Origin of the sequence: Paraburkholderia sediminicola (assembly GCF_046027825.1) — a bacterium.
GTDB classification, from domain to species: domain Bacteria; phylum Pseudomonadota; class Gammaproteobacteria; order Burkholderiales; family Burkholderiaceae; genus Paraburkholderia; species Paraburkholderia sediminicola_D.
This window is the reverse complement of sequence record NZ_JAQQDU010000117.1, coordinates 1-24,310: the sequence shown is the minus strand read 5'-3', so window position 1 is coordinate 24,310 and position 24,310 is coordinate 1. Positions and strand designations below refer to the sequence as shown.

20 protein-coding genes are annotated in these 24,310 nt (G+C 62.3%); 4 read left to right on the top strand and 16 right to left on the bottom strand.

What is annotated here, in order from left to right; genetic code table 11:
- Positions 1 to 744: 744 nt before the first annotated feature.
- The 3 genes from PQQ96_RS36965 to PQQ96_RS36955 form a co-directional block, all read right to left on the bottom strand.
- Positions 745 to 1,209 carry a hypothetical protein gene (locus PQQ96_RS36965; RefSeq protein ID WP_408301632.1) on the bottom strand — a complete coding sequence of 155 codons (465 nt, stop codon included), beginning with the start codon at positions 1,207 to 1,209 and terminating at the stop codon, positions 745 to 747.
- Between the two features lie 99 nt (positions 1,210 to 1,308).
- On the bottom strand, positions 1,309 to 1,872 hold the full coding sequence (locus PQQ96_RS36960; RefSeq protein ID WP_408301630.1) for a peroxiredoxin: 564 nt from the start codon (positions 1,870 to 1,872) through the stop codon (positions 1,309 to 1,311).
- Between the two features lie 232 nt (positions 1,873 to 2,104).
- The gene (locus PQQ96_RS36955) at positions 2,105 to 3,442 is read right to left on the bottom strand and encodes an EAL and HDOD domain-containing protein (protein WP_408301628.1); all 1,338 of its coding nucleotides are present in this window, start codon (positions 3,440 to 3,442) and stop codon (positions 2,105 to 2,107) included.
- A 298-nt stretch (positions 3,443 to 3,740) separates the two neighbouring features.
- Here PQQ96_RS36955 and PQQ96_RS36950 point away from each other — a divergent pair, with 298 nt between their 5' ends.
- A complete protein-coding gene (locus PQQ96_RS36950; RefSeq protein WP_408301626.1) occupies positions 3,741 to 5,555 on the top strand; it encodes a putative bifunctional diguanylate cyclase/phosphodiesterase in 1,815 nt (604 codons plus the stop codon).
- Positions 5,556 to 5,646: 91 nt separating this feature from the next.
- Positions 5,647 to 7,104 carry an HDOD domain-containing protein gene (locus tag PQQ96_RS36945; RefSeq protein ID WP_408301624.1) on the top strand — a complete coding sequence of 486 codons (1,458 nt, stop codon included), beginning with the start codon at positions 5,647 to 5,649 and terminating at the stop codon, positions 7,102 to 7,104.
- A 134-nt stretch (positions 7,105 to 7,238) separates the two neighbouring features.
- Here PQQ96_RS36945 and PQQ96_RS36940 read toward each other — a convergent pair whose 3' ends face one another.
- The gene (locus PQQ96_RS36940) at positions 7,239 to 8,621 is read right to left on the bottom strand and encodes an EAL and HDOD domain-containing protein (protein ID WP_408301622.1); all 1,383 of its coding nucleotides are present in this window, start codon (positions 8,619 to 8,621) and stop codon (positions 7,239 to 7,241) included.
- Between the two features lie 268 nt (positions 8,622 to 8,889).
- Here PQQ96_RS36940 and PQQ96_RS36935 point away from each other — a divergent pair, with 268 nt between their 5' ends.
- A complete protein-coding gene (locus tag PQQ96_RS36935) occupies positions 8,890 to 9,648 on the top strand; it encodes an acetoacetate decarboxylase (RefSeq protein ID WP_408301620.1) in 759 nt (252 codons plus the stop codon).
- A 162-nt stretch (positions 9,649 to 9,810) separates the two neighbouring features.
- Here PQQ96_RS36935 and PQQ96_RS36930 read toward each other — a convergent pair whose 3' ends face one another.
- Together PQQ96_RS36930 and PQQ96_RS36925 are read right to left on the bottom strand one after the other, a co-directional pair.
- Positions 9,811 to 10,605, bottom strand: coding sequence for an ABC transporter substrate-binding protein (locus PQQ96_RS36930; protein WP_408301618.1), 795 nt, complete (start codon positions 10,603 to 10,605; stop codon positions 9,811 to 9,813).
- 270 nt (positions 10,606 to 10,875) lie between these two features.
- On the bottom strand, positions 10,876 to 11,784 hold the full coding sequence (locus tag PQQ96_RS36925; RefSeq protein ID WP_408301617.1) for a LysR family transcriptional regulator: 909 nt from the start codon (positions 11,782 to 11,784) through the stop codon (positions 10,876 to 10,878).
- A gap of 126 nt (positions 11,785 to 11,910) precedes the next feature.
- On the opposite strand from PQQ96_RS36925, the gene gstA reads away from it, so the two are divergent.
- On the top strand, positions 11,911 to 12,540 hold the full coding sequence (gene gstA / locus PQQ96_RS36920; RefSeq protein ID WP_408301615.1) for a glutathione transferase GstA: 630 nt from the start codon (positions 11,911 to 11,913) through the stop codon (positions 12,538 to 12,540).
- A 61-nt stretch (positions 12,541 to 12,601) separates the two neighbouring features.
- Here gstA and astE read toward each other — a convergent pair whose 3' ends face one another.
- From astE to PQQ96_RS36870, 10 genes are all read right to left on the bottom strand, one after another.
- Positions 12,602 to 13,660, bottom strand: coding sequence for a succinylglutamate desuccinylase (gene astE / locus PQQ96_RS36915; protein ID WP_408301613.1), 1,059 nt, complete (start codon positions 13,658 to 13,660; stop codon positions 12,602 to 12,604).
- Positions 13,644 to 14,984: an N-succinylarginine dihydrolase gene (gene astB / locus PQQ96_RS36910; protein ID WP_408301611.1), complete on the bottom strand. Its 1,341-nt coding sequence runs from the start codon at positions 14,982 to 14,984 to the stop codon at positions 13,644 to 13,646. The genes astE and astB overlap by 17 nt, the downstream gene beginning before the upstream one ends.
- 9 nt (positions 14,985 to 14,993) lie before the next feature.
- Complete coding sequence (gene astD, locus PQQ96_RS36905; RefSeq protein WP_408301609.1) at positions 14,994 to 16,457, bottom strand: succinylglutamate-semialdehyde dehydrogenase; 1,464 nt, start codon at positions 16,455 to 16,457, stop codon at positions 14,994 to 14,996.
- 2 nt (positions 16,458 to 16,459) lie between these two features.
- Positions 16,460 to 17,497: an arginine N-succinyltransferase gene (gene astA / locus PQQ96_RS36900; RefSeq protein WP_408301607.1), complete on the bottom strand. Its 1,038-nt coding sequence runs from the start codon at positions 17,495 to 17,497 to the stop codon at positions 16,460 to 16,462.
- Entirely contained in the window at positions 17,494 to 18,552 is a 1,059-nt protein-coding gene (aruF, locus tag PQQ96_RS36895) for an arginine/ornithine succinyltransferase subunit alpha (RefSeq protein WP_408301634.1), read from the bottom strand. The genes astA and aruF overlap by 4 nt, the downstream gene beginning before the upstream one ends.
- Positions 18,553 to 18,602: 50 nt before the next feature.
- Positions 18,603 to 19,838: an aspartate aminotransferase family protein gene (locus PQQ96_RS36890; RefSeq protein ID WP_408301605.1), complete on the bottom strand. Its 1,236-nt coding sequence runs from the start codon at positions 19,836 to 19,838 to the stop codon at positions 18,603 to 18,605.
- Between the two features lie 231 nt (positions 19,839 to 20,069).
- Positions 20,070 to 21,119, bottom strand: a complete 1,050-nt coding sequence (locus tag PQQ96_RS36885) for a GlxA family transcriptional regulator (protein ID WP_408301604.1) — start codon at positions 21,117 to 21,119, stop codon at positions 20,070 to 20,072.
- 28 nt (positions 21,120 to 21,147) lie between these two features.
- Complete coding sequence (locus PQQ96_RS36880) at positions 21,148 to 21,939, bottom strand: ABC transporter ATP-binding protein (protein WP_408301602.1); 792 nt, start codon at positions 21,937 to 21,939, stop codon at positions 21,148 to 21,150.
- A gap of 79 nt (positions 21,940 to 22,018) precedes the next feature.
- On the bottom strand, positions 22,019 to 22,732 hold the full coding sequence (locus tag PQQ96_RS36875) for an ABC transporter permease (protein WP_074284661.1): 714 nt from the start codon (positions 22,730 to 22,732) through the stop codon (positions 22,019 to 22,021).
- A gap of 6 nt (positions 22,733 to 22,738) precedes the next feature.
- A complete protein-coding gene (locus tag PQQ96_RS36870) occupies positions 22,739 to 23,428 on the bottom strand; it encodes an ABC transporter permease (RefSeq protein ID WP_120303865.1) in 690 nt (229 codons plus the stop codon).
- Positions 23,429 to 24,310 lie beyond the last annotated feature (882 nt).

Here is a 24,310-nt window from a genome sequence, read left to right as displayed (position 1 = left end):
GATAAGCAAAGAAAGAGGCTCGAACCCCCTGCTAAGCGGGTCCCCCTCGCAGTCGCGGTAGTGGTGCATCTGGAATCCGTGCCCTCGCACATTCAGCGCTAGTGACAAAGGTGTCATCAGCTCCCACTCCGCACTACGTGCGTCGCGGATGGGTCTGCATGGGAAACCAGAGGCTTCGCTTGCGGGCTGTGGGGCCATCGGCATCGCCTCGGCGAAGCGCCAAGGTATCCAAAAAACAACTTCCCCAAACGAATGAGCCCGCGAAAACGCCGGCAGAATGAAACACCGGTGCGTCGCACTCGCACTCGCACTCGCAGTGGCAGTGGCAGTGGCAGTGGCAGTGGCAGTGGCAGTGGCAGTGGCAGTGGCAGTGGCAGTGGCATGATGAGCCAAGGACCTGAGCAAAGCGCAAGAGCTGAATCGCAGCGGGCGGTCTTAAGAAGTACCGTTCGGCGCGCGCAGCGCCGCCGGAAGTATGACTGCTTTGTCACCAGGGTCGAATGTGCGAGGACACAGATTCCAGATGCACCACTACCGCGACTGCGCGGGGGACCCGCTTAGCAGGGGCTTCGAGCCACTTTCTTTTGCCTACTTTTCTTTGCGGCATGCAAAGAAAAGTAGGTGCCCGCCCCGCACAGGGGCGACGCTAATAAACCAATAAGAATTCAAGGAAAGGCCCACACCACAGGCACACAGAAACAAAGCGCCGCGAAGGCCCCCCGCCGGAACAGGCAAAAAGAACCCCTAAAGCTTCTGCTCAACAGCAAGCAAAAAAATCCGCACCCACTGTTTAGCCTGCCGCTCGCCCAGCATGGGCAAAACCCACCCCTGACGCTTAGCGTCTTTGACTTTCAAAGCAACCTGCCACTGAGCATCATGGCCCTGCACTTCAGCCCCAAGCAGATCGGCAAAAATATAATCCCCCTGCTCGCCGCCAAGGCGAATCTCACATAGCCGTTTACCGGCAGCAAGCCGCACCGACCCCCAGGTCCCTTTAACCTCATGAGTCCAATCGCCGTCGCGAATATTGGCAGCGACCGCCTTCCGACGCCGCCACCAATAGACAACCGCAGCAATCAAAAGCAAAACAACAACAACGGCAACCCCAACAGCAACGGCCAAGCCAAAAGCCGCCTGCAAGGCATAAAACGCCCGCACTGCGCCATACACCAACGCGATCAGCGCAATCAACGCAACAACAATCGGCATCGCAAACTCGCTAAACAAAAAATCAGCGTAGCACGGCGCAGCCCAACCCCCACGGCAAAAAACCATTGCGAAAAACGCGCCGCCGCGCCTGCCGAATCGTTACGGCTGCTTATGCGCCGCCGCCCAATCCTTCACCGCCTTCAGCGTGTTCTCCACGTGCTTCTCCGGCGACAGGCTCGTGTACTCATAGATAATCTTGCCGTCCGGCGCGATCACGTATGACACGCGATTGGCCATCGAGTTATGCATCGGCATGCCGGCGTCATAGGCGCCGATCACCTTCGCGTCAGGATCGGCCGCGACCGGGAACTTGCTGCGGCATTCGCTCACCGAAAACTTCGTCAAGGTGTCGATGTTGTCGTGCGACACGCCAATCACCGTCGCGCCATATTTCTTGTACTCGTCAACAGCGTCGGCAAACTCGTGGGCTTCGATCGTGCAGCCTTTCGTGAAGGCCGCCGGATAGAAATACAGCACCACCGGCCCTTTCTTCAACTCGTCGGTAAGCGAATACGTGTAGGTCTTGCCGCCCAGCGAAGCCTGCGCCGTGAACGGCGGCGCGACATCGCCCGGATTGAGCGTGGCCGAGGCCGTCAGCGAATGCATCGCGAATCCCACCGACAAGACGGCTGCCAGCACCACCGGTATGAGCTTCCTTTTCATCAACAGTCCCTCGAAACGTTAATGCGCCCTGTTGGCGCAATCAGCTGAAGGTCGGGGCGTTCAGCAGAACGCCGGCAACCTCGACACGCCATTGGATCACGTACAGACAAGGTACGTAAGCACCCGCCTAAAGGATGCATGCGGAAAGAATACATCCATGAGCCCACGCCCGCAGCGCAGCCGCACGACGCAATAATCGCCCGGCACCGGGCACCGCAGCGCCGCTCAGGCCTCAAGCGGCCGCTTCTTCGATATGCGCGCCAAACCACGCCGCAGCGGACAGATTCAGCTCCGCCAGCACCTCGGGCGTCAGCGCCACGAAGCCGGACGGCGCATCGGGTCCCGCTGCGATCGAGGCGGCATCGGCGCCCTCGCCGGCCGCTTCGGCAATCCGCAGCAAGGTGCCGAGCGCGCCGCTACGCGTCACGATCGCTTCGCGGATCTGCGGCGCAAGGCCGAGTTTCTCGAGGACGGCCGCCGGCGTGCTGTCGACCACCACGTGGACCAGAGAGAAAATGCCGGTCATGAAAGCGGCATCGGCAAATTCGTCATCGGACGGGCGTAGCCAGCCGGCCGCCAACTCCATGAAGCGCGAGCGCGTGCCGGCCAGTTGCACCAGCGGATCGGCGCGCCACGGCAGTTCGCCGCTGTCCGCGTACAGCAGCAGTTGCGCCCAGCGCGCGATCTGCCGGGTACCGGTGGCGATGATGGCCTCGCGCAGCGACGCGATATTACGTCCCAGCCCGAAGGCGCTCGAATTGACGAGGCGCAGCAATTGCACCACCACGCTGGGGTTCAGCTTGAGTTCCGCCTCGAGTTCGGCAATGCCGCCATCGCGCGACAACAGCGCCAGCAAACGCAGCAGGCCGGGGCGCGGCGAGCGGTTGCGCGGCGCGGCCAGCACCTGCGGCCGCGCGAAGAAATACCCCTGGAACAGGTCGAAGCCGAGGTCACGAGCCAGCGCAAAATCGGCGCGCGTCTCGACCTTCTCCGCGATCAGTGTCTTGCCATGGCTGCGTACCGTCGACGCGAGTTTGGCCAGCGCGGACCGCTCGGTCTGCAGAAAGTCGATCTTGACGATGTCGGCGTGCGGCAGCGCGGCGAGCAGTTCGTCCGACAGTTCACTGACATCGTCGAGTGCCACCTGGAACCCGGCACGGCGCAACTCCGTCAGCCGGCGGGCCAGAAGCGCATCGAACTTGACGGTTTCGAGGATCTCGAGCACGAAGCGCTCGGGGGGCATCAGATGGACGATGTCGTTAAAGAGCAGCGCGCGGTCAATATTGACGAAGCCGCGGTGCTGGCCCAGCACCGCGGCCACGCCAATCCCGCCAATCGCGCGGGCCACGACCTGCGCCGTGGCCTGAGCGTCATCGCTGACCTCAGCATAGTTATGCGCGCTGGCTCGAAACAGTAATTCGTAAGCATTGAGCGCGCCGTCTCGATCGAGAATCGGCTGGCGGCCCAGATAGACGAACTGTGCCCCGGACGCCGGGTCGGCGACTTCGGCACATTGCTCAAGCACCTCGACGTGCCGGGGGGTGGCCCTGACAAAGTGACGTTCAGACATGGATCATCGGTGCAAGTGTTCGGAACGCTATGCAGCGACGTCATAGCCGGCACTGCACAACGGGTTTGACCTATTAACGGATGCGAAGCCGTTGCACTTTAACCGAATCGCTCCCGCGACGACGCCGGGCCCCGCAGCCCTTCCCTTACCATTTGTTTTTTGCAGCAGGCGCTAAAGATTTCCCCGCGCCGGTCGTTATCTTGTTCTGATGGGGCGGCCTGATACCGCTTAACCGCCCAGATACGGCGGGCGGAGAGCCGCCCCGCCTGCAGACGAATACAGGTTGCCAGCGACAAACATGGAAGCGAACAGGATCACCGCGCCCCGCCGGGGCTCCTTGCGCACGGTCATCGACCGGTTTCGCGCGTTCGGCCGTCGCGGCCACGGCGCACCGCAGCCGGGCGCAAGCCGCACTGCGCAACTGGAACAGGTGGTCGGCGCCGTCGACCTGCTGGCGCACGTCGATCAGGAACTGCGCTTCCTTTATGTTTCCGACGCCAGCCTGCGCTTCATCGGCTATCACCGCGAGTATCTCGAGACCATCACCCTGCACGATCTCGTGGCGCCCGCCGACGTGCCGCGCCTCGCCGCGCTGCTGACGCGCGCCACCGCCACGGGCAACGTCGAGAAGGCCACGCTCGGCCTCATCAAGTCGCTGACTTACCCGATCACCGTCGAGTTGCGCGTGGTGCGCAGCAGCCACGACGGCATCGACGGCTATGCGATCGCCGGCTTCGACGTGTCGGCCTGGCGCGCCACCGAGGAACGCCTGACCCAGGCGCTCCATCTGGACCGCCTGACCAGCCTGGCCAATCAGCTAGCGCTGATCCCCGCGCTGCTCGACGCGCAACGGCAAGCCGACGCCCACGGCACGCCGGCCGCCCTGCTGCTGCTCGACCTCGACGACTATCAGCGCGTGAACCGCGCGCTCGGCTACGATGCCGGCGACGAGATGTTGCGCGACACCGCGCGGCGCCTATTGAATATGACGAGCCCGAGCGAGACGGTGGCGCGTATCGCCAGCGACGAGTTCGCGATCCTCGTGAAGCCGGCCGCGAGCCGCACCGACGCGGCCGCCGCGGCCGAAGCGCTGGCGCGCCGCCTGCTGACCGCAATCCAGCAGCCGTATGTCTTCAGCGGCCAGCAGGTGCATCTGTCGGCGAGCATCGGCATCGCGCTCTATCCCGACGTGCGCCACGTCAACGACAACGCCGCCCACGACACCCACCTGTTGCGCTGGGCCGATCATGCCCTGCTGCAGGCCAAGGCGGCCGGCGGCAACACGCTCGCTTTCTACGTACCGGACGACAATCCCGCCGACGCCGAGCGCCTGAAGCTGGAGGCCGACCTCTACGACGGCGTGCGCAACGGCGAGTTCTCGTTACACTTCCAGCCGATCACGAGCAGCCGCACGCACGGGGTTGTCGGCGTCGAAGCCTTGATCCGCTGGTCGCATCCGGTGCACGGCCTCGTGCCCCCTTCGATGTTCATTCCGCTCGCGGAGTCGATCGGCCTGATCAACTTCCTCGGCAACTGGGTGTTGAAGGTCGCCTGCATGCAATTGATCCAGTGGGACGCGCAGGGCATCTCGTTGCAATACGTCGCCGTCAACGTGTCGCCGCAGCAGTTCCGCGACCCGCGTTTCAAGGACTCCGTGCGCGAAGCGATCGAATTGACGGGCATCGATCCGCGCCGCCTCGTGTTCGAAATCACCGAAAGTCTGCTGATGCACGACCCGGCACACGCCAAGGGTTTGCTCGAAGAATTGACGGCGATGGGCATCCGCTTTGCCGTCGACGATTTCGGCACCGGCTATTCGAGTCTGGCTTACCTGCAGCGATTCCCCTTGGCCAAGCTCAAGATCGACAGGAGTTTTGTCGAGAATCTGCTAACCTCCCGGAACGATCAGGCAATCGTTAGCGCGGTCGTCGGACTCGCACAAACACTCGACCTCGAACTGGTTGCCGAGGGCGTCGAAACAGAAGCGCAACGCACCCTGCTCACCGAGATGGGATGCGACCACATTCAGGGATGGCTCGTCTGCAAGGCGTTGCCTTCCGACGAACTCGCGCAACGTTTCGAAGCGCGCACGCTTCACCTGCACATTGCATAGCGATGCAGGCAAACCTCGTGCGCAGCGCAAGATGCCGGCCTGACGCCGGTGTGGCACTCATTGGAACATGTATGGCTTTGGCGGGACTCACATGGTAAAGGCGGCGGTGCTCGACCGGCTCTGGACGCGAATGAGCGAGCGCGGCGATTTCCCGATGCTGTCGCAGTCGCTGCGCACCACCATGGCGGCGATGAACAACGACGATCTCGACTTCACCGGCCTCGTGCAGGTCGTGTTGTCGGATTTCGCCTTGACGCAAAAAGTCCTGCGGCTGGCCAACTCGGCCATGTACATGGCGTTCGGCGGCAACATCACCACCGTGTCGCGCGCGCTGATGGTGCTCGGCATGGACGCGGTCGGCCATCTGGTGGTCGGCCTCAAAATCGTCGATCACTTTCATCACAGCGCGCCGCGCCGCATTGACGCGAAACTCGAATTGAACCGCACGCTGCTGTCGGGCTGCGTCGCGCGCAAGCTGACCGAACGCGGCGATCTGCGTGCCGGCGAAGAAGCCGTGGTCTGCACGCTGATGCGGCAGATCGGCAAGCTGCTGGTGGTGTTCTATCTCGACGCCGAATGGGATCAGATCCGCCGGCATATCGAAGACGGCACACTCGAAGCCGATGCCTGCGTGCTGGTGCTCGGCGTCACATTCGACGAAATCGGCGCCGAAGCGGCGGTGCGTTGGCGCTTGCCGGACATGATTCGTTCCGGCATGGGCGAGTTCGACCCACTGGATGTCGAGCAGCCGCGCCAGGTACAGTGGCTGCGCGCCATCACCAACTATTCGACGGCGGTTGCGGACGTGCTGACCCAGCAGAACATGCCGGACTGGGAGCGCGAAGAACGCATCGCCGAACTGGCGCACGAATACAGCCACGCGCTGAATACCGATCCGGACGTGCTGCATCAGATGAGCGTCGCGCTTGCCCGCGAAGAAGGCGGCGACGGCGTGATGGCTGAGATCGTCGAGTTGCGCGCCAATGCGGATGCGATCGCCCGCGAGGCGCTCAATCCGGAAGCGCGCATCGCGGCGGGGGTGGGCGATCTGCGCGGCCTGCCCAACGGCAGCGCACTCGCACCGGCGCTGGCGCTGGCCGCGGAAACCGTGCTGGCCGCGCTCGGTTTTGCGCGCACGGTGGTGTTCGTCAAGCACAGCAACGGCACGTTCAAGGCGCGCCTTGGGCTCGGTCCGAAGATCGACGCGGCGCTTCCCAGATTGTCGTTCAACACCGCGTTCGAGCCCGACGTGTTTCATCTCGCGATCGCGAACTCGGTCGGCATCTTCATTGAGAATGCACGCGACCCGAAGATGGTTGCGCGATTACCGGAATGGTTCCGACGTTCGTTCGACGATGCCCGCGCCTTCGTGCTACTGCCGGTCGTCGATGAAACCGATCATACGGTGGCGCTGTTATACGGCGACTGGTCTCATACGCAAGAGCCACGCCGGATATCGCAGAAGGAAATGAGCGCGTTAAATGAACTGGCAAAGGAGTTAGGACGTTTTTTCGGCCTGGGGCAGATGCAGGAAATGGAGATGATGTGAAGACGTGGCGTGATCGTTGATCACGGTGCTTCACTCTCACCGGTTTTGTATTTGCCCTAAGTCATTAATCCCAGATGTGCAAAGGCCGGCATGCCCAGCATGCCGGCCTCTGATTCAAACCTCAAACCCGCCCCTCAATCCTCAATCCGCTCCAACCCCTCCGCACTCCGATCCGCGACGCCGGCCCAAGCCCCCGCCGCCAATCCAAGCAGCGCGATCTCTTCCACCGTCAACGGCTGCAGGCGCGCACAAAGGCTGTTGATCTCATCCCACGCACCGCGCTCCAACGCTTCAACCACCGTCAGCAGCAAGCCCAACACGCCCTGTCGATGCAAGATGCCCGCCTGAATCGGCCGTGACAGCGTCAGCACATTCAACGTGCTTTCGAGCGAACCACCAAACACCGCGTCGACAAACGAAAACACGCCGGTCAGAAACGCCGCATCGGCTTCGTCGCGCCCCGCTTCGGGCAGACGCTCGATCGCCAGTTCCATGAAACGTGCCCGGGTCGCCGCAAGTTGCAACAATGGATCGTCTTCCAGCGCAACCTTGCGGCCATCTGCGTAGAGCAACAGTTGCGTCCAGCGGGCAATCCGGTTGGTGCCGGTCGCATTGATCGCTTCGCGCAGCGTACTGACCTTATGACCCACAGCGAGGCCGCTCGAATTCGCGAGCTTCATCAGATGCATCACCAGCACCGGATTGAGCTTCAGTTCGGCTTCGAGTTGTGCGACCGTCGGCTCGCCCGCCAGCAGTTGCAGCAGGTTCAGCAAGGCATGGCGCGGCGCGCTGACATGCCGCGTCATCGAAGTCTGCGGACGCGCGAAGAAGTAGCCCTGAAAGCGGTCGAAGCCAAGTTCATGCGCCATTTCGAAATCGGCCTGGGCATCGATACCCAGCGCAATCAACAGCTTGCCTGCTGACTTGAGCACGCTCGTCAGCTTGTGCAACAGCGCGCGAGGCGCATGCATGAAATCGATCTTGACGACTTCCGCATACGGCAACAGTTTGGCGAACGTCTCGTTGGGCTGCGTCACCTCGTCGAGCACGAAGCGATAGCGCCGCCCGTGCAACTGAACGATCCGTGCAATCAACGCCTCGTCGACTTCGATCGAAGGTGACAGTTCGAGCATGAAACGGTCAGCCGGCAAATGCTGGATCGAGTCGTCGAACAGCATCTCGCGGCTTACGTCGACGTAAGCCGGATGCCCGGTGAGCGCGCCGCGTACATTGCTCTGGATCAAGCCACGAACAATGGCTCGCACCACCCGTTGCGCGGGATCGGGCGCACGGCCCGGCAACGCGTCCGTATCCGCTGGCGAATCAGGAGCAGGCCCCGCAGCCGAGGCCGCGTCAGGTTCAGCGCCCGCGGGCAATTCCGGCGCGCGCACTTTAATCTCATAGCCGCACAACATGCCGTCCCGATTCAGAATCGGCTGACGCGCGAAGCTGGCGTTCAGTTGCGCATCGTCCGCAGCACCTGTCTGGCTGGGATTCTCGATTGCGATGGTGGTCATTCTGCTCCCCCGCTAAGCGCCGCCCTGGCGCTTCCCGCTGTATTTTGGTTTTCGCTGCACCGATAACAGGCGTTCGGGGCCCTGAGGCCCGTGGCGCCTGCGATGCGCCAGGCGATTTTAGCGCAGGCCGCTGCGCGCGGACATGTCAACGCCGCAATATCTCGAAATAATTGGTTACCCGTCTCGCTGAAGACAAGGAAAGAATCGACGATACTCTTGTGCAGTGCAAAAGCGTTCCACCACCGACCTTTAACCACCAAGGAAAATCATGGACGTCAAAAGCGTGCTGTCAAATGCCTTCGCGATGCCGATCACGAGCCCGGCGTTTCCAATGGGCCCGTATCGTTTCATCGATCGGGAATTCCTGATCATCACCTACCGTACCGATCCCGACAAACTGCGCGCCGTGGTACCCGAGCCGCTGCAGATCGGCGAGCCGCTCGTACATTACGAATTCATTCGCATGCCGGATTCGACCGGCTTCGGCGACTACACGGAAAGCGGTCAGGTGATCCCGGTGTCGTACAACGGCGTCGCGGGCGGCTACACACTCGCTATGTATCTGGACGACCATCCGCCAATCGCCGGCGGCCGTGAGCTGTGGGGTTTTCCGAAGAAGCTCGCCTCGCCGGTGCTCGAAGTGCATACGGATACACTCGTCGGCACGCTCGATTACGGCCCAGTGCGCATCGCCACCGGCACGATGGGCTACAAACATCGGCAACTGGACCTCGCGCAGCAACAGAAACGCCTCGAAACGCCGAACTTCCTTCTCAAGGTGATTCCGCACGTGGACGGCACACCGCGCATTTGCGAGCTGGTGCGCTACTACCTGCAGGACATCACCCTCAAAGGTGCATGGACGGGTCCCGCCTCGCTTGAACTGGCACACCATGCGCTAGCGCCGGTCGCGGAATTGGCGGTGCTCGAAATCGTCGAGGCACGGCATCTGATGGCCGATCTGACGCTCGGACTGGGTGAGGTGGTATTCGATTATCTCGATCAGCCCGAGGCCAACGTTCGCTGATCGACAGTCGTGATGCAGCGTGCATCAAGTGCACGACGCGCATGAAGCCATGCTGCAAGACACGCGTCCGGCGGAAGACGCTTCAAGCGCCGCCCAAAATGCAAACGGCCGCATCAGCGGCCGTTTGCATCAAGCAAAACCCATCAGGCAAGACACAACGCCTTACTTCAACACGACCTTCACGTTGAAGTACTTCGCGGCGAAGCGGTCGATCGTACCGTCGGCCTTCAGTTCCTTGAGCGCCTGGTTCAACGCGTCCTTCAACGCCTTGTCACCCTTGCGGATACCGAAGCCCACGCCTGCGCCGAGCAGCTTCTCGTCGGTCACAGCCGGACCCGCGAATTCGAAGCCTGCGCCTTGCGGCTTCGTCAGAAAGCCCTTCGAAGCCGCTTCCGCGTCCTGGAACGCGGCATCCAGACGGCCCGATGCGAGGTCGGCATAGATTTGGTCCTGCGTCTGATACGGCACGACGTCGACGCCGGCCGGGGCCCAGCGCGCCTTCGCATAGGTTTCCTGAATCGTTCCTTGCAGCACGCCGACATGCTTACCCTTGAGCGAAGCCGGTGTCGGCAGCAGACCGCTGCCCTTCTTCGCGATCATCTGATTCGGGATCGTGTAGATCGGATCGGTGAAATCGATGGCCTCGCGGCGCTGTTCCGTGATCGTCATGTCCGAGTTGATCGCGTTGAACTTGCGCGCTTGCAACGCCGGAATCAGGCCGTCGAACGAATTCTCGACCCACACGCATTTCGCCTTCAGCTTCGCGCACACGGCATTGCCGATGTCGATATCGAAACCTTGCAGCTCGCCCGACGGCGACTTCGATTCGAACGGCGCATACGACGCCTCGACGCCGAAGCGCACTTCCTTGATATCCGCTGCCGATGCGGAGCCGGCCGCTACCGTTGCCGTCGCGAACAGCGCGAGCGCGGCCATGTTTCGCCAATTCATCTTCATTACGGGTGTTCCTCTACGGTATTGAATAAGACGGAGCCGAATCCGGGCGAGCATGATTGCCGCGCCAAAAATGCGATTCAAACTCGTGCGGCCGGTGTGGTGCAGCGCAACAGCCGCGAGGGCGCGATTGTACAGGCTTCCGAATTGCGGTCCTGTAGGCGGCCCCGTGGACGCCCCGTTGCCCGGCCCGTTGGGTGAACCGGATCACGCGCGCTTGAAGGTGCAACTTTGTGTCGCGCTCAGGCAAGCCTGGACGCGCTCTGATGCACGTTAGAGCGCGCCGTCGCCGGCCGCGAAATCGCTGCCGAGGCGCTGCGACAGATGCGTGTAGACCGCCGCGACATGCGGCAGATGACGCGACTCCGGATGCGCCAGCACCCAGACCTGCGACTCCGCTTCGTCGAGCGGCGGCGTTAATTGCACGAGATCGTCGCGGCCGCGCGCGAGGAAAGTCGGCAAGATGCCGACGCCGAAACCGCGCGCCACCAACTCGAACACCGCCATCACGCTATTGGTTTTGTACCGCGGCTCGACCGTCGGGCAATGGCGCTTGCGCCACAGCACCGACGGATGATCGCCGAGCGAACTGTCCGGCGCCGCCCAATCGCAGCGCGACAACGCATCGGGATCGCTGGCCTGGATACCGCTCCCCTTCGCGGCAAACACGGCGATGCGCAGCGGGCCCACATGTTTGCCGACCAGATGATCCGGCGCACGGCGCGTGGCGCGCACCGCGATATCGGCGTCGCGCTTGGTCAGGCTCGCGAGGCTGTTAGTGGCGGTCAACTCGAACGACAACGCCGGATGCAATGCCGCGAAATCATGCAGCGCGGGCAGCAGGAGGCCGTAGAGCACGGTATCGGTGGTCGTCACGTGAACACTGCCGCTCACGCGGTCACTGCTCGCCTGTACAGTGGAGCGCGCGGCCGCCAATTCGCTTTCGATGCGCTCGGCGTGCCGCGCCAGTTGAGCACCGAGCGGAGTCGCCCGATAACCGCTACGCGAACGCTCGAACAAACGCTGTCCGAGCCCGCGTTCGATCCGCTGCACGGAGCGAAAAATCGTCGAGGCGTCGATACCCAGGCGCTGCGCGGCCTCCGCCAGCGTGCCGGCGCGCACCAGCGCAAGAATGGTCTGGGTATCCGCTGAAGTCAGTTCGTATTGCGTTTTTGCACGCATGGTATGGCAAGCCGCCTGTTTATTCTGAATGCGATCCGCGCTACTTTTACCACATCGACTTGTCGGCCGACGAGCCTTGCCACCGGCACCTGCCGGGACTTCACTCTCGTTTATAGCGGTGACACCATGAAACTCTATTACTCGCCGGGCGCCTGCTCGCTGGCCGTTCACATTGCGTTGCGCGAAGCCGGGCTCGACTTCGAAACCATCAAGGTCAACCTGCAAACGCATCAGCTCGCCAACGGCGACGATTACTATGCGATCTCGCCGCGCGGCTATGTGCCGCTCGTCGAATTCGCCGATGGTTCACGTCACACCGAGGGCGCCGCGCTGTTGCAATACATCGCCGATCTTGCGCCGGAGCGCGCCCTGTTACCGCCCTCCGGAACGCCGCAACGGCTCGAAGCGGTCGCATGGCTCACCTATATCAGCACGGAATTGCACAAGACCTTCAGCCCGTGGCTCTGGCATCAGGAAACAGCCGAATCGACGAAGCTCGAATGCCGCACGAAACTCGCCGCGCGCTTCAGCGAACTCGACGGTGTGCTTACGTCGCGCGACTATCTCGGCGGACAGTACTCAGTCGCCGATGCGTATGCGTTCACAGTGTTGAGTTGGGCGCGGATGCTGTCGGTGGATCTGAGCCCATATCCGAACCTCGGCGCGTATCTGGCGCGCGTGGCAGCGCGGCCGAAGGTGCGTGAGGCGATGGTGGCGGAAGGACTGATCAGAGCGAACGCGGCGCAAGCAGCGTAAGCGGTAGGGTATGAGACGTTGCGCGCAAAGGCGCGCAACGTTCTGCTCGGCAACGACGTGTCTAAACGAGGCTGGACAACGTGTCCTGCGTCGTCTCGATCACCAGCAAACCCGCGCGCAAGCCTGGCTTGACCGTTGCATTCGGAAACACGAGGCGTTCCTCATCGTGACGCACGGTGTAGCGATAGTCGCCGTCGCGTGCGAGCACGGTGTCCTTCACAAAGGGCGTGAAATTCGGCACATCCGCCGCGACCAGCAATTCGAATGCGTCGCTTTGCTTGGTGAGCTGGTCGATCACGGTGAACACGCGCGGCATCGCCGTGGACACGTCGCCGCTCTTTGTGCCGGCCAGCAGACGGCGCAGCGCGATGTCCGCGCCGGCGAAACGCGTCAGATCGTTCTGACCGAATGGGCGTACCTTGCCGAGTTCGAGGGTACACGCTTCGGCGCCACATGCCTGCGCGGTGAAGTGCGAATACGTGTTGCCCTTCGTCGTATGCAGCAGGACCGCGCTGATGCGCGCTTCGCCGAACCACTCGAACATTGCGCGCGAAAACGGCTTGCCGGTATGCGGCAACAAGGCGAATTGCTCGAAAGCCGAGGGGCGGATCGCCGTATGCATGTCGACGTGCCAACGGGCACCCGGCTCTTGCGATGCAGCGGCGAAGAACTGCGTTGCCGCACGCTCCAATGCCGCCGCGCGTGGCGCTTCGTGACTATGCGGCACCTGCTCGTGCCGTCCGCTGAAGAGGCGATTCAGATCGTCGTCGCGATAGCGGCACGCGTCGCGCATGGCGTCGACGTTGCCGAGAATCACCAGCAAACGGCACGTCAGCGCGGCATCGCCTTGCGCGATATCGCGCACGAGATACGACAGCAGTTCAATTGGTGCGGTTTCATCGCCATGCACCCCGGCAGAGACGAGCACACTGCGCGTGCGCCCATCCTGCACCGCGGGCTCCATGAGCAGCACGCCATCGTCGAGCCACGACCAGCGCACGCCGCTGTTGGCACACTCACCCTGCGTTTCCTGCGCGCCAGGCTGCGTCCCCGCCAGAGTATAGGCGAGGAAATCGTCGAGCATCGAAACCGGCATGCCGTGCTCAGCGCTGGAAGTCATACAGCGAGCCCAGACCGAGAATCTGCGTCAGTTCGTCGAGCGCGGTGCGCGACTCGGCGAGCAATTGCGGATCGGTCAGATCGGACGGTGCGAGACGGTCGCGATAGTGCTTTTCGATCCACGTATCGAGGCGGCCGAACAAGCTGTCGTTGATCCAGACGCCCGGCGTCACTGCCGCGCGCTCCGCATCGTTCAGCACCACACGCAGACGCAAACATGCCGGACCACCGCCGTTCTTCATGCTTTCGCGCAGATCGAAGACGAGCACGTCGTCGATCGGACCGGTGTGCGAGGTCAAATCGTCCAGATAGGCGCCCACGCGTTCGTTCTCGCGGCATTCCTGCGGCACCACCAGCACCTGCTTGCCGTCCGGACGCGTCAGCAACTGGCTGTTGAACAGATACGATGTGACCGCGTCGGACACGCTCACTTGCGAGTCGGGTACTTCGATCACGTTGAACTCGGCCTTCAGCCCAGAGAGTTTCGTGCGCAGTTCGTCGTACACCGCCTTCTGTTCGACAAACGCAAGCTGATGGCAGAACAGCGTGTTGCGATTGCCGACCGCGATCACGTCGTTATGGAACACGCCCGCGTCGATCACGTCGGGGTTCTGCTGCGCATATACGGTGGCCGCTTCTTTCAGACCGTGACGATGCGCGACCGCGCGGCTCGCTTCGAATGTCTGACGCGCCGGAAAACGCTTCGGCTCCGGTCCGCGGCGATATTCGCTACGGCCGTACACAAAGAACTCGACGCCACGTGTGCCATATTCCGAGCAAAAACGCGTGTGGTTCGCCGCACCTTCATCGCCGAGTGCGGGTGTGCCAGTCAGCGCTTCATGCACCGCGAAACGATCGGCGTCGCTGAAAATAGCGCGCAAGGTGTGGCGCGTCGATTCATGCTCGATCGCGCGATGCAGCTTGCTGCACAGATTGGCCGGCGTGAAATGCACGCGGCCGTCGTGCGTATCAGCCGACGGACTCACCGTCGCCGCATTCGCGGTCCACATCGCCGAAGCCGAACTCGCCGCGGCCAGCAACTCGGGCGCGTCTTTGGCGACGCGTGCGATCACCGTCGCGTCGTCGCCCGAAAAGCCGAGTTCGCGCAAGAGACGCATCGAAGGACGTTCCTGCGGCGGCAACACGCCTTGATGAAAGCCGAGATCGGCCAACTGCTTCATCTTGCGCAGGCCCTGCTTCGCGGCCGCTTTGGGGTTGGCGACCGACTTCTCGTTGTTCTGCGACGCGACGTTGCCGAACGAGAGCCCTGCGTAATTGTGGGTCGGGCCGACGAGACCGTCGAAATTGGCTTCAGTGGCTTGCATCGTCGATCCTTAGAATTGAAGGCCCGGCGAGACGCTCGCGGGCATTTGCAGTTGCGCGCTTTCGACGGACGCCATCGGATACGCGCAGTAGTCGGCCGCGTAGAACGCGCTCGGCCGGTGATTGCCCGAACGCCCCGGGCCACCGAACGGCGCGCCCGACGACGCACCGTTAGTCGGACGGTTCCAGTTGACGATGCCCGCGCGGATGGTGCGCTGGAAATGCGTCCACAGTGCTTCGTCGTCGGCGAGCAGGCCGGCGGAGAGGCCGAACTCGGTATCGTTGGCTTTCTCGAGCGCTTCGTCGAACGTGCCATAGCGGATGATCTGCGCCAGCGGTCCGAAATGCTCTTCGTCCGGCAGGTCCTTCACGGCGGTCACGTCGAGAATCGCGGGCGTGACAAAGCCGAGTGCCGGATCGCGCTGTTCCATCTTCAACAGTGCTTTCGCGCCATCGGCCAGCAGACGTTCTTGTGCCGCGACCAGACGCGAAGCCGCACGCGCCGAGATCACCGCGCCCATGAACGGCTGCGGATCGGCGTTATATTCGCCGACGCTGATACGCGAAGTCACTTCGGTCAGGCGTTCTACAAAGCGATCACCGAACGCGTCGTTCGGTACAAAAATACGTCGGGCGCATGTGCAACGCTGCCCTGCCGACAGAAACGCGGACTGAATCGTGTGATGCACGGCCGCGTCGATATCGGCCACCGGTCCGATCACGAGCGGATTGTTGCCGCCCATCTCCAGCGCGAGGACGATCTCCGGACGACCGCCGAATTGCTTGTGCAGCAATGTTCCGGTATCCGAACTACCCGTGAAGAACAAGCCGTCGATCTGGCGATGGTTGGCAAGCGCAATGCCTGTCTCTTTCTCGCCTTGCACCAGATTCATCACGCCGGCAGGCAAGCCCGCATCGCGCCAGATCTGCACAGTAAGCGCAGCCACGCCCGGCGCCAGTTCTGACGGCTTGAACACCACCGCGTTACCCGCGATCAGCGCCGGCACGATATGCCCGTTCGGCAAATGCCCCGGGAAGTTATACGGCCCGAACACGGCGACCACGCCATGCGGACGATGCCGCAAGACAGCCGTGCCGTCGGCCATCGGCGAACGCTTTTCGCCGGTGCGTTCGTTGTATGCCTGAATCGAAATCTCGACCTTCGCCGCCATCGACGCCGCTTCAGTGCGCGCTTCCCACAGCGGCTTGCCAGTCTCGCGGCCGATCGCTTCGGCGAGCGCTTCCTTGCGTTCCGTCACGAGCGCTGCGAAGCGGCGCACCACGGCGCAACGCTCGTCGAGACTCAATGCCGACCACGCCGCGAAGGCGCGGCGTGCGCTGCGCACCGCACGATCGACGTCGTCCGCCGACGCGCTGTTGCCTTCCCAAACCGTCGCGCCCGTACCCGGGTTGCGCGACGCAAATGCGGGTCCTGTGCCGGCGGCCCATTCGCCGTCGATGAAAAGCTCGCTCATGATCATCCTTGTTTGTGTTTCAGCGGCAGCACCCGTACCGGGTCACCTGCCTTGACGTCAAGTGCGGTCGCCTCGGCGGCGCTCATGCGGAACACGCCGTCTTGCGGCACGCCCGCAGCCATGCCCACCCGAAAATCGCCCAGCGACGTATTCGATACCAGCGAACGCGGTGCATCCTGGGGCGCGCCCGCCGGCACGTTCGCGATCTCGACCGGCACCAGCACGCTTTCGCGCACGGTACGCAAGTCGGCGATATGGCATTCGAGCACCGGGCCCGCATCGAAAATATCGACGTGATTCTCGTAGCGCAGCCCCTCGGATTCGAGCATGCGGCGCGCAGGAATCGTGTCGCTATGCGTGAGGCCGACGCATTCTTGCGCTTCTTCCGGCAACAGTTCGACATACACCGGATAACGCGGCATCAACTCAGCGAGAAACGCCTTGCGGCCGTGCGAGCTCAAATAGTCCGCCGCGTTGAAATCGATCTGATAGAAATGCGAGCCGACCGCGCGCCAGAACGGCGAGGTGCCTTCCGCATCGAAATGGCCGCGCAATTCCGCGCACAGACGCTGCGGAAAGCGCTCGCGGAACTGCGCGAGAAACATGAAGCGCGAACGCGACAGCAAACCGCCGACGCCGCTCGTGCGGTAACGCGGGCTCAGGAACAGCGAACACACTTCGGCGTAACCCGTCAGGTCATGCGAAATGTTCAGTGCGCGCATGCGCGTCCAGATTCCGAGGTCCTGGCTCGCGTGCACGACCGTGCTCACGCGGTAGTTGTAGAACGGTTGCTGCAGGCCGACCGCGGTTTCGATGCCGCATACACCGGCTACGTCGCCGGTGTCGGTATCTTCCATCACGAAGAAGTAACCGGCCTCATGCGGCTCGGCCTTGTCTTCCATCGTGCGGCGGGCACGCTCAACGCGCGCCGCGAGCGCATCGCGATCCGGCTTGAAGGTGGTGAGACCGGGACCGGTCTCCTGCGCGAGTCGCATGAGCGCGTCCACATCGCCTCGTTGCACAACGCGAACGACGATCATTGTGCGTCTCCCGTCAATTCTTCCTGATGCGGCTGATGCAGTGGCACGCAGCGTACCGCGTCGCCCTCCTGCACGCCGAGTGCGGCACGCGCCGCATGCGACAACGACGCACCGCTTGCTTTACCACCCGACAATGCACCGAGCACACAGCGAAACTCGCCGTCCGCACCGTTATGCGCGATCAGATAGGTCGACGCGTCGGCAGCCGCGCCGGCTTCCTGCACCACGCGTGTTTCATTAAGCGTCACGCAAGCGCTGCGATCGACCTGGGCGGTCAACACCGGGCCCGCGTCGAAAATATCGATAAACCGATCCGTCTCAAAGCCTTCTTCGAGGTGAATTTCATAGGCGAGCAGCGCCTTCGAATCCGGTTCGCCGAGCACGCGCTGTGCCGCTTCCGGCAGCAACGGCACGTAGATCGGATAGGTCGGCATCACTTCAGCGATAAACGTGCGGCTGCGGCCACCTGATTCGATTTCGATGTCGGCGAAATTGCGGCCGAAGAACTTGCGCCCCACTGCTTCCCAGAACGGCGACACGCCGGAATCGTCGGTGACGCCGAGCAGCAACGAGAACACTTCGGACGTGAAGCGCTTGCGATTCGCCGCGATATACATCATCCGCGCCCGTGACATCAGATGCGCGGCCGCATCGCCACGCAGCGACGGGTCGATGTAAAAGCCCGCCAGCCGGCTCTTGCCGGTCAGTTCATGCGACATGGTCAGCGCGTGGATCTTGCGATTCACGTGCAACTCACGCGACGCATGAATCAGCGCGTCATTGCGAAACGCGTAGAACGGGTCCGAATAACCGGCTGCGGCGACGATGCTCGCCGTGCCCATCAACTTGCCGCTCTCCGCGTCCTCGAGCACGAACAGATAGAACTCCTCGCCCGGAAAATCGACGTCCGCGCGAAACGAGTCTTCCGACAACGCGACGCGCGCTTCGAGCGCACCCCGGTCGTGCGGCAGCGAATGCAGCACCGGTTGCGCGGTGCGCGCCATATGTTCTAGCGCATCAAGATCGGCGAGGCGGCTTGGGCGTACGAAGAGCATCATCGTTCCTGTTGAATGTGACGCATGATCAATGCTGTCAGTGCGAGCGATCAGTGCGACGCCGTTTCGGCTTTCGCGCCGACGATCTCTTCGATAGCCTTCGCCAGACGGGCGAAGCCTTCGTACATATCGTCGAGCGGCATGATCAGCGACGGCACGAAACGCAGCACGTCCGGACCGGCCATCAGCATGATCACGCCGTGCTGACCCGCAGCCGTGACGAAATCTTTTGCGCGGCCCTTGAACGCATCGGTCAATTCAGCACCGATCAACAGACCCTTGCCACGCACTTCCTTGAACAGACCAAAGCGTTCGTTCAGCTTCGCGAGTTGACCCTTCAATGCTTCGCTGCGCGTACGCACACCTTCGAGCACCTTCGGATCGCTGATCAACTCGACCACCTTTTCCGCGATTGCCGCGCCCAGCGGATTGCCGCCGTAGGTCGTGCCATGCACGCCGACCTTGAAGTGCGCAGCCAGTTCGTTGGTGGTCAGCATCGCGCCGATCGGGAAACCGTTGCCGAGCGCCTTCGCGGTAGTCAGGATGTCCGGCGTCACGCCCGTGTCCTGGTACGCGTAGAAATGACCGCTGCGGCCCACACCCGTTTGTACCTCGTCAAAAATCAGCAGTGCGCCGTGCTGATCGCAGGCTTCGCGCAGCGCTTTCAGGAACGCCGGATCGGCCGGAATTACGCCGCCCTCGCCCTGAATCGGCTCGACGATCACCGCACACGTCTTCGCGCCGATCGCCTGCTTCGCCGCTTCAATATCGTTGTAAGGCAGATGGATGATGCCGGCCGGCACCGGGCCGAAGCCTTCCGAATACTTCGGCTGGCCGCCGACGCTCACGGTGAAGAACGTGCGGCCGTGGAACGACTGCGTGAATGAGATGATTTCGACCTTATCGGCGCCATGACGCTCGAACGCGACGCGGCGCGCCAGCTTCAATGCCGCTTCGTTCGCTTCCGCGCCCGAATTGGCGAAGAAGGCGCGGTCAGCGAAAGTCAGATCTTCGAGACGTTTGGCGAGGCGCAGCACCGGCTCGTTGGTATAACCATTACCGATGTGCCACAGCTTGCCGCCCTGCTCGTGCAGGACTTTCAGCAGTTCAGGATGTGCATGACCGAGCGCGGTGACGGCGATGCCGCCGGCGAAGTCGATGTAGTCGCGGCCTTCCGTATCCCAAACGCGTGAGCCGAGACCCCGATCCGGCACGAAGGCGGCGGGCGAAAACACCGGCACCATCACTTCGTCGAAGGTCTGGCGTGTCACAGTCAGGTCGTTCATGGCAAATCCTCGTTACAGGTGAGAGGTAATACACGTAGTGTAGGAAACCGCACGCGATACGTCTTGCGCATACGCGACGCTTTCTATGAGCTTCCGCGCGGATCAGTGGCGTGAGGGTGGCAAACAGGGCACTTTCCGGCCGCTTGTATCGCGTGTTCGGCCGGTTGATCTGTTCATTGCGCTGCTTGTTCAGCCTGCGGCCTGCTTATCCGGCCTCCCTTTCCAGCCTACTTATTCCGCCTGGTCGGGCGGTTCGATCAACGCGCCCGCTCGCGGCTCGCTGGCCGCGGCGCCGGTCGCGCCGGTCTGCTTGTCGATCCAGTTACGACGATCCTCGCGCGGTGTGACATCAAAGCGTTCGCGGTAAGCATTCGAAAAGTGCGCCGCCGACGAAAAACCACACGCGAGACTGATCTGCACCACCGATTTACTGGTGCGCTGCAATTGCGTGCGCGCTTTCGAGAGCCGCAGGCCGAGATAGTATTTGGACGGCATCGAGCCGAGATACTGACGAAACAGGCGTTCGAGCTGACGGCGCGAGACACCGACAAGACCCGCGATTTCATCGGTCGTGAGCGGGTCTTCGATATTCGCTTCCATCAGCATCAGCGCATCGTTCAGACGCGGATGGCGCTCACCTGGCGCCGTCACGAACGGAATGCGCTGCCGCTCTTCGCCCGCGCGCAACACGCCGACGCCCAGCGTATCGGCAATCCGATCCGCCAACTCCGGCCCGTGATCGCGGCCGATCATCGCCAGCATGAAGTCGACGGTTGCCTGACCGCCCGCGCAGGTAGCGCGATCACGGTCGATTTCGAAGATCTGCTGGGTGACGATCGAGCGTTCGAACTGCTCGGAGAACTGCTGATAGGTTTCCCAGTTGACGCTCACACGATAGCCGGACAACTGCCCCGCCATCGCCAGCCACCAGACGCCGTGATGAATGCCGGTGACGAGCGGCGTACGCTGCCCGACGCGCGAAAGGCTCGCGAGAAAGAGGCGGTAGTCCGCGAATTGCTGGAACCGTTCGCTGACGATAATCAGCCAGTCGCACGAAATCGCATCGCCGAAGGCGGCATCGGCCGGCCATTGCGCGCCGCCCGACAAGGGCACCGCGCGGCCGTCCCACGAACAGACCTGCACACGGTACAGCGCCCGGCCGTCAATTTCGTTGGCGAGATTGAGCGCGTCGACAATCGGCCCGACGCCCGACATCGACACCGGCGGCAAGGCGACGATTGCGACCTGCGTGGTGCGAGCCGGATTGGACGTTCGAGCCATCACTGATCAGAAAAACGCGAGCCGCGCGTTACTTCAGGCTGCCGGACAGGAACTGCTTGAGCCGTTCGCTGCGCGGCGTGGTCAACACTTCAGCGGGCAAGCCCTCTTCTTCGGTGCGGCCCTGGTGCAGGAACATCACGTGATTCGACACGTTGCGCGCGAAGCCCATTTCGTGCGTAACAACGATCATCGTACGGCCTTCTTCGGCGAGCTTCTGCATGACCTTCAGCACTTCGCCGACCAGTTCGGGATCGAGCGCGGAGGTAGGCTCGTCGAACAGCATCACGTCGGGGTTCATTGCCAGCGCACGTGCGATGGCGACACGCTGCTGCTGACCGCCCGACAGATGCGACGGATACTGTTTTTCCAGACGCGGCGCGAGACCCACCTTCTCGAGATATTCACGTGCGCGTTCTTCGGCTTCGCGACGCGACATACCGAGCACGTGAATCGGCGCTTCGATGATGTTCTCGATCACATTCATGTGCGCCCACAAGTTGAAGTGCTGGAACACCATCGCGAGTTTCGTGCGGATGCGTTGCAGTTGCTTGTGATCGGCCACTTCCAGATTGCCGGCGCGGTCGGTTTTGGTTTTAACCATTTCGCCGTCGACGACGATCTGCCCTGCGTTCGGCCGCTCAAGAAAATTGATGCAGCGCAGGAAGGTGCTCTTGCCCGATCCGCTCGCGCCGATGATGCTGATCACGTCGCCCTTGTTCGCATTGAGCGAGACGCCTTTGAGCACTTCATTGTCGCCGTAGCGCTTGTGGATGTCCTGAACGGCGAGCTTGCAAGCTTCGGTTTGAGTCGTGTGGAGCAAGATGCTCTCCCTTTGAAAATACGGATCAATCTTGGTGACGGCGCGAGCCAGCCGCGCCGCGCTATCGAAACATGCCTGCTCAGTGCGTGCGCACCGCCAGGTAACCCAGCCAGTGACGCTCGGCGCGGCGGAACAAGGCCACCAGCGCGAACGATACCACCAGGTAAATCAGCGCCGCGAGGCCGAACGCATCGAACGACTGATACGTGGCGGAATTCGCATCGCGCGCCACCTTCAGGATGTCCGGCACCGTGGCCGTGAACGCGACCGTGGTGGCGTGCAGCATCAGGATCACTTCGTTACTGTACAACGGCAGCGCCCGGCGCAGCGCGGACGGTATCACAATGCGGCGGTACATCGTGAACCAGCTCATGCCGTAGGCGCGGGCCGCTTCCACTTCACCGTGCGACGTCGAACGGATCGCGCCGGCGAAAATCTCGGTGGTGTACGCGCAGGTGTTCAGTGCGAAGGCGAGAATCGCGCAGTGAAAGCCGCTGCGGAAAAACGCGTCGAGCAATTCATGCGAGCGCACGAATTCCAGGCTGTACATGCCGGTGTAGATCAACAGCAGTTGCACGTACAGCGGCGTGCCGCGAAACACGTAGGTGTAGAGACGCACCGGTGTCGACAGCCAGCGCTTCTTGGATACGCGCGCCACCGCCAGCGGAATCGACGTAAAGAAGCCGATCCCAATCGACGCCACCAGCAGCCACAGCGTGACGGCCAGACCGGACATACGCTGACCGTCCCAGTACAGGAATGCGCGCCAGAATTGATTGAGAATGTCGATCATGGTCGATTAGAGCTCCGCGTGGCGCACGCCGATCGAATAGCGCTTTTCCATCCAGATCAGCACGAGGTTCGATACGGTGGTGATCGCCAGATAGATCAGCGCGGCGATCAGAATGAAGAAGAACATGTTGAAGGTGCTCTTGCCGGCGTCCTGCGCGGCTTTGACGACATCGGCGAGACCGATGATCGACACCAGCGCGGTGGCCTTGACCAGCACCTGCCAGTTGTTGCCGATGCCCGGCAGCGCGAAGCGCATCATCTGCGGAAACAGGATGCGCCTGAACACGCGCGCACCGCTCATGCCGTAGGCGCTGCCTGCTTCGAGTTGACCGCGCGGCACGGCGAGAAACGCGCCACGGAAGGTTTCGGTGAAGTAGGCGCCGTAGATGAAGCCGAGCGTCAGCACGCCTGCCACGAACGGATCGATATCGAACTGCGGCAGATTGAGTGCGTCGGTGAGATTGTTGACCGCGATCTGGATGCTGTAGAACAGCAGCAGCATCAGCACGAGGTCGGGTACTGAGCGGATCAGGGTGGTATAGCCGGTTGCGATTGCCCGCAGCGGGCGGTTGAAGGAGAGTTTCGCCGCCGCGCCCGCGAGGCCGAGCAGCACTGCGGCTGCGAGCGACAGGACGGACAGCTCGATCGTCTGGATCGTGCCGGCCAGCAACACCGGACCAAAGCCGTAAAGGAACACGCGTGTCTCCATCCAGGATTTATTGAGGATGTCACGGATGGGGTCGGGTTGTGGCTGCCCGACTCATCCGGCATGGCGCGGAGTCTCGCAAGTGGAAATTAATTTCTCAAAGAGAGGGTGAGATTGTGCTGCAATGCAGCAATTGGCCATTTTCTATGGCTGGGCGCTTGTAGGGCTTGGTTTTGTGGGGGGTATGGTTTTGTAAGGTGTAGGGCGCGGTGCGAGCGCTGGCGCGATTTAGCAAGTTTTGAGTCGCTTTTTTGATAGGCATACGGGGGCGGTTTTTGGCTCTTTGCCTACGGCGTTGGGGTTTGCCTGGATTGTTTGCCTGTGCGGCGCTCGTTCGTCTGTTTGCCTACGGCGTTGGCCTTTCCTTGATCTGGTTGCCTGCGCGGCGCTTTTTGGCTGTGTCCTTACGGCGTTGGCCTTTCCTTGAATTGTTATTGGTTTATTAGCGTCGCCCCTGTGCGGGGCGGGCACCTACTTTTCTTTGCCGGCCGCAAAGAAAGTAGGCAAAAGAAAGCGGCTCACACCGCCAATTCTTAAGCGGGTCCCCCGCACAGTCGCGGTAGTGGTGCATCTGGAATCCGTGCCCCCGCGCATTCGACGTCAGTGACAAAGGTGTCATTAGCTCCCACTCCGCACTGCGTGCGTCGCGGATGGGTCTGCATGGGAAACCCCGGGCTTCGGTTTGGCGCGGTGGGTGCCGTCGGCTTCGCCTCGGCGAGACGCGCAATGAAGCGCAAGCACGAAAACACAGTGGGCAGGTTTAGGAAGTACGCTTCGGCGCGCGCAGCGCCGCCGGAAGTATGACTCCCTTGTCACCAGGGCCGCATGTGCGAGGGCTCGGATTCCAGATGCACCACTACCGCGACTGTGCGG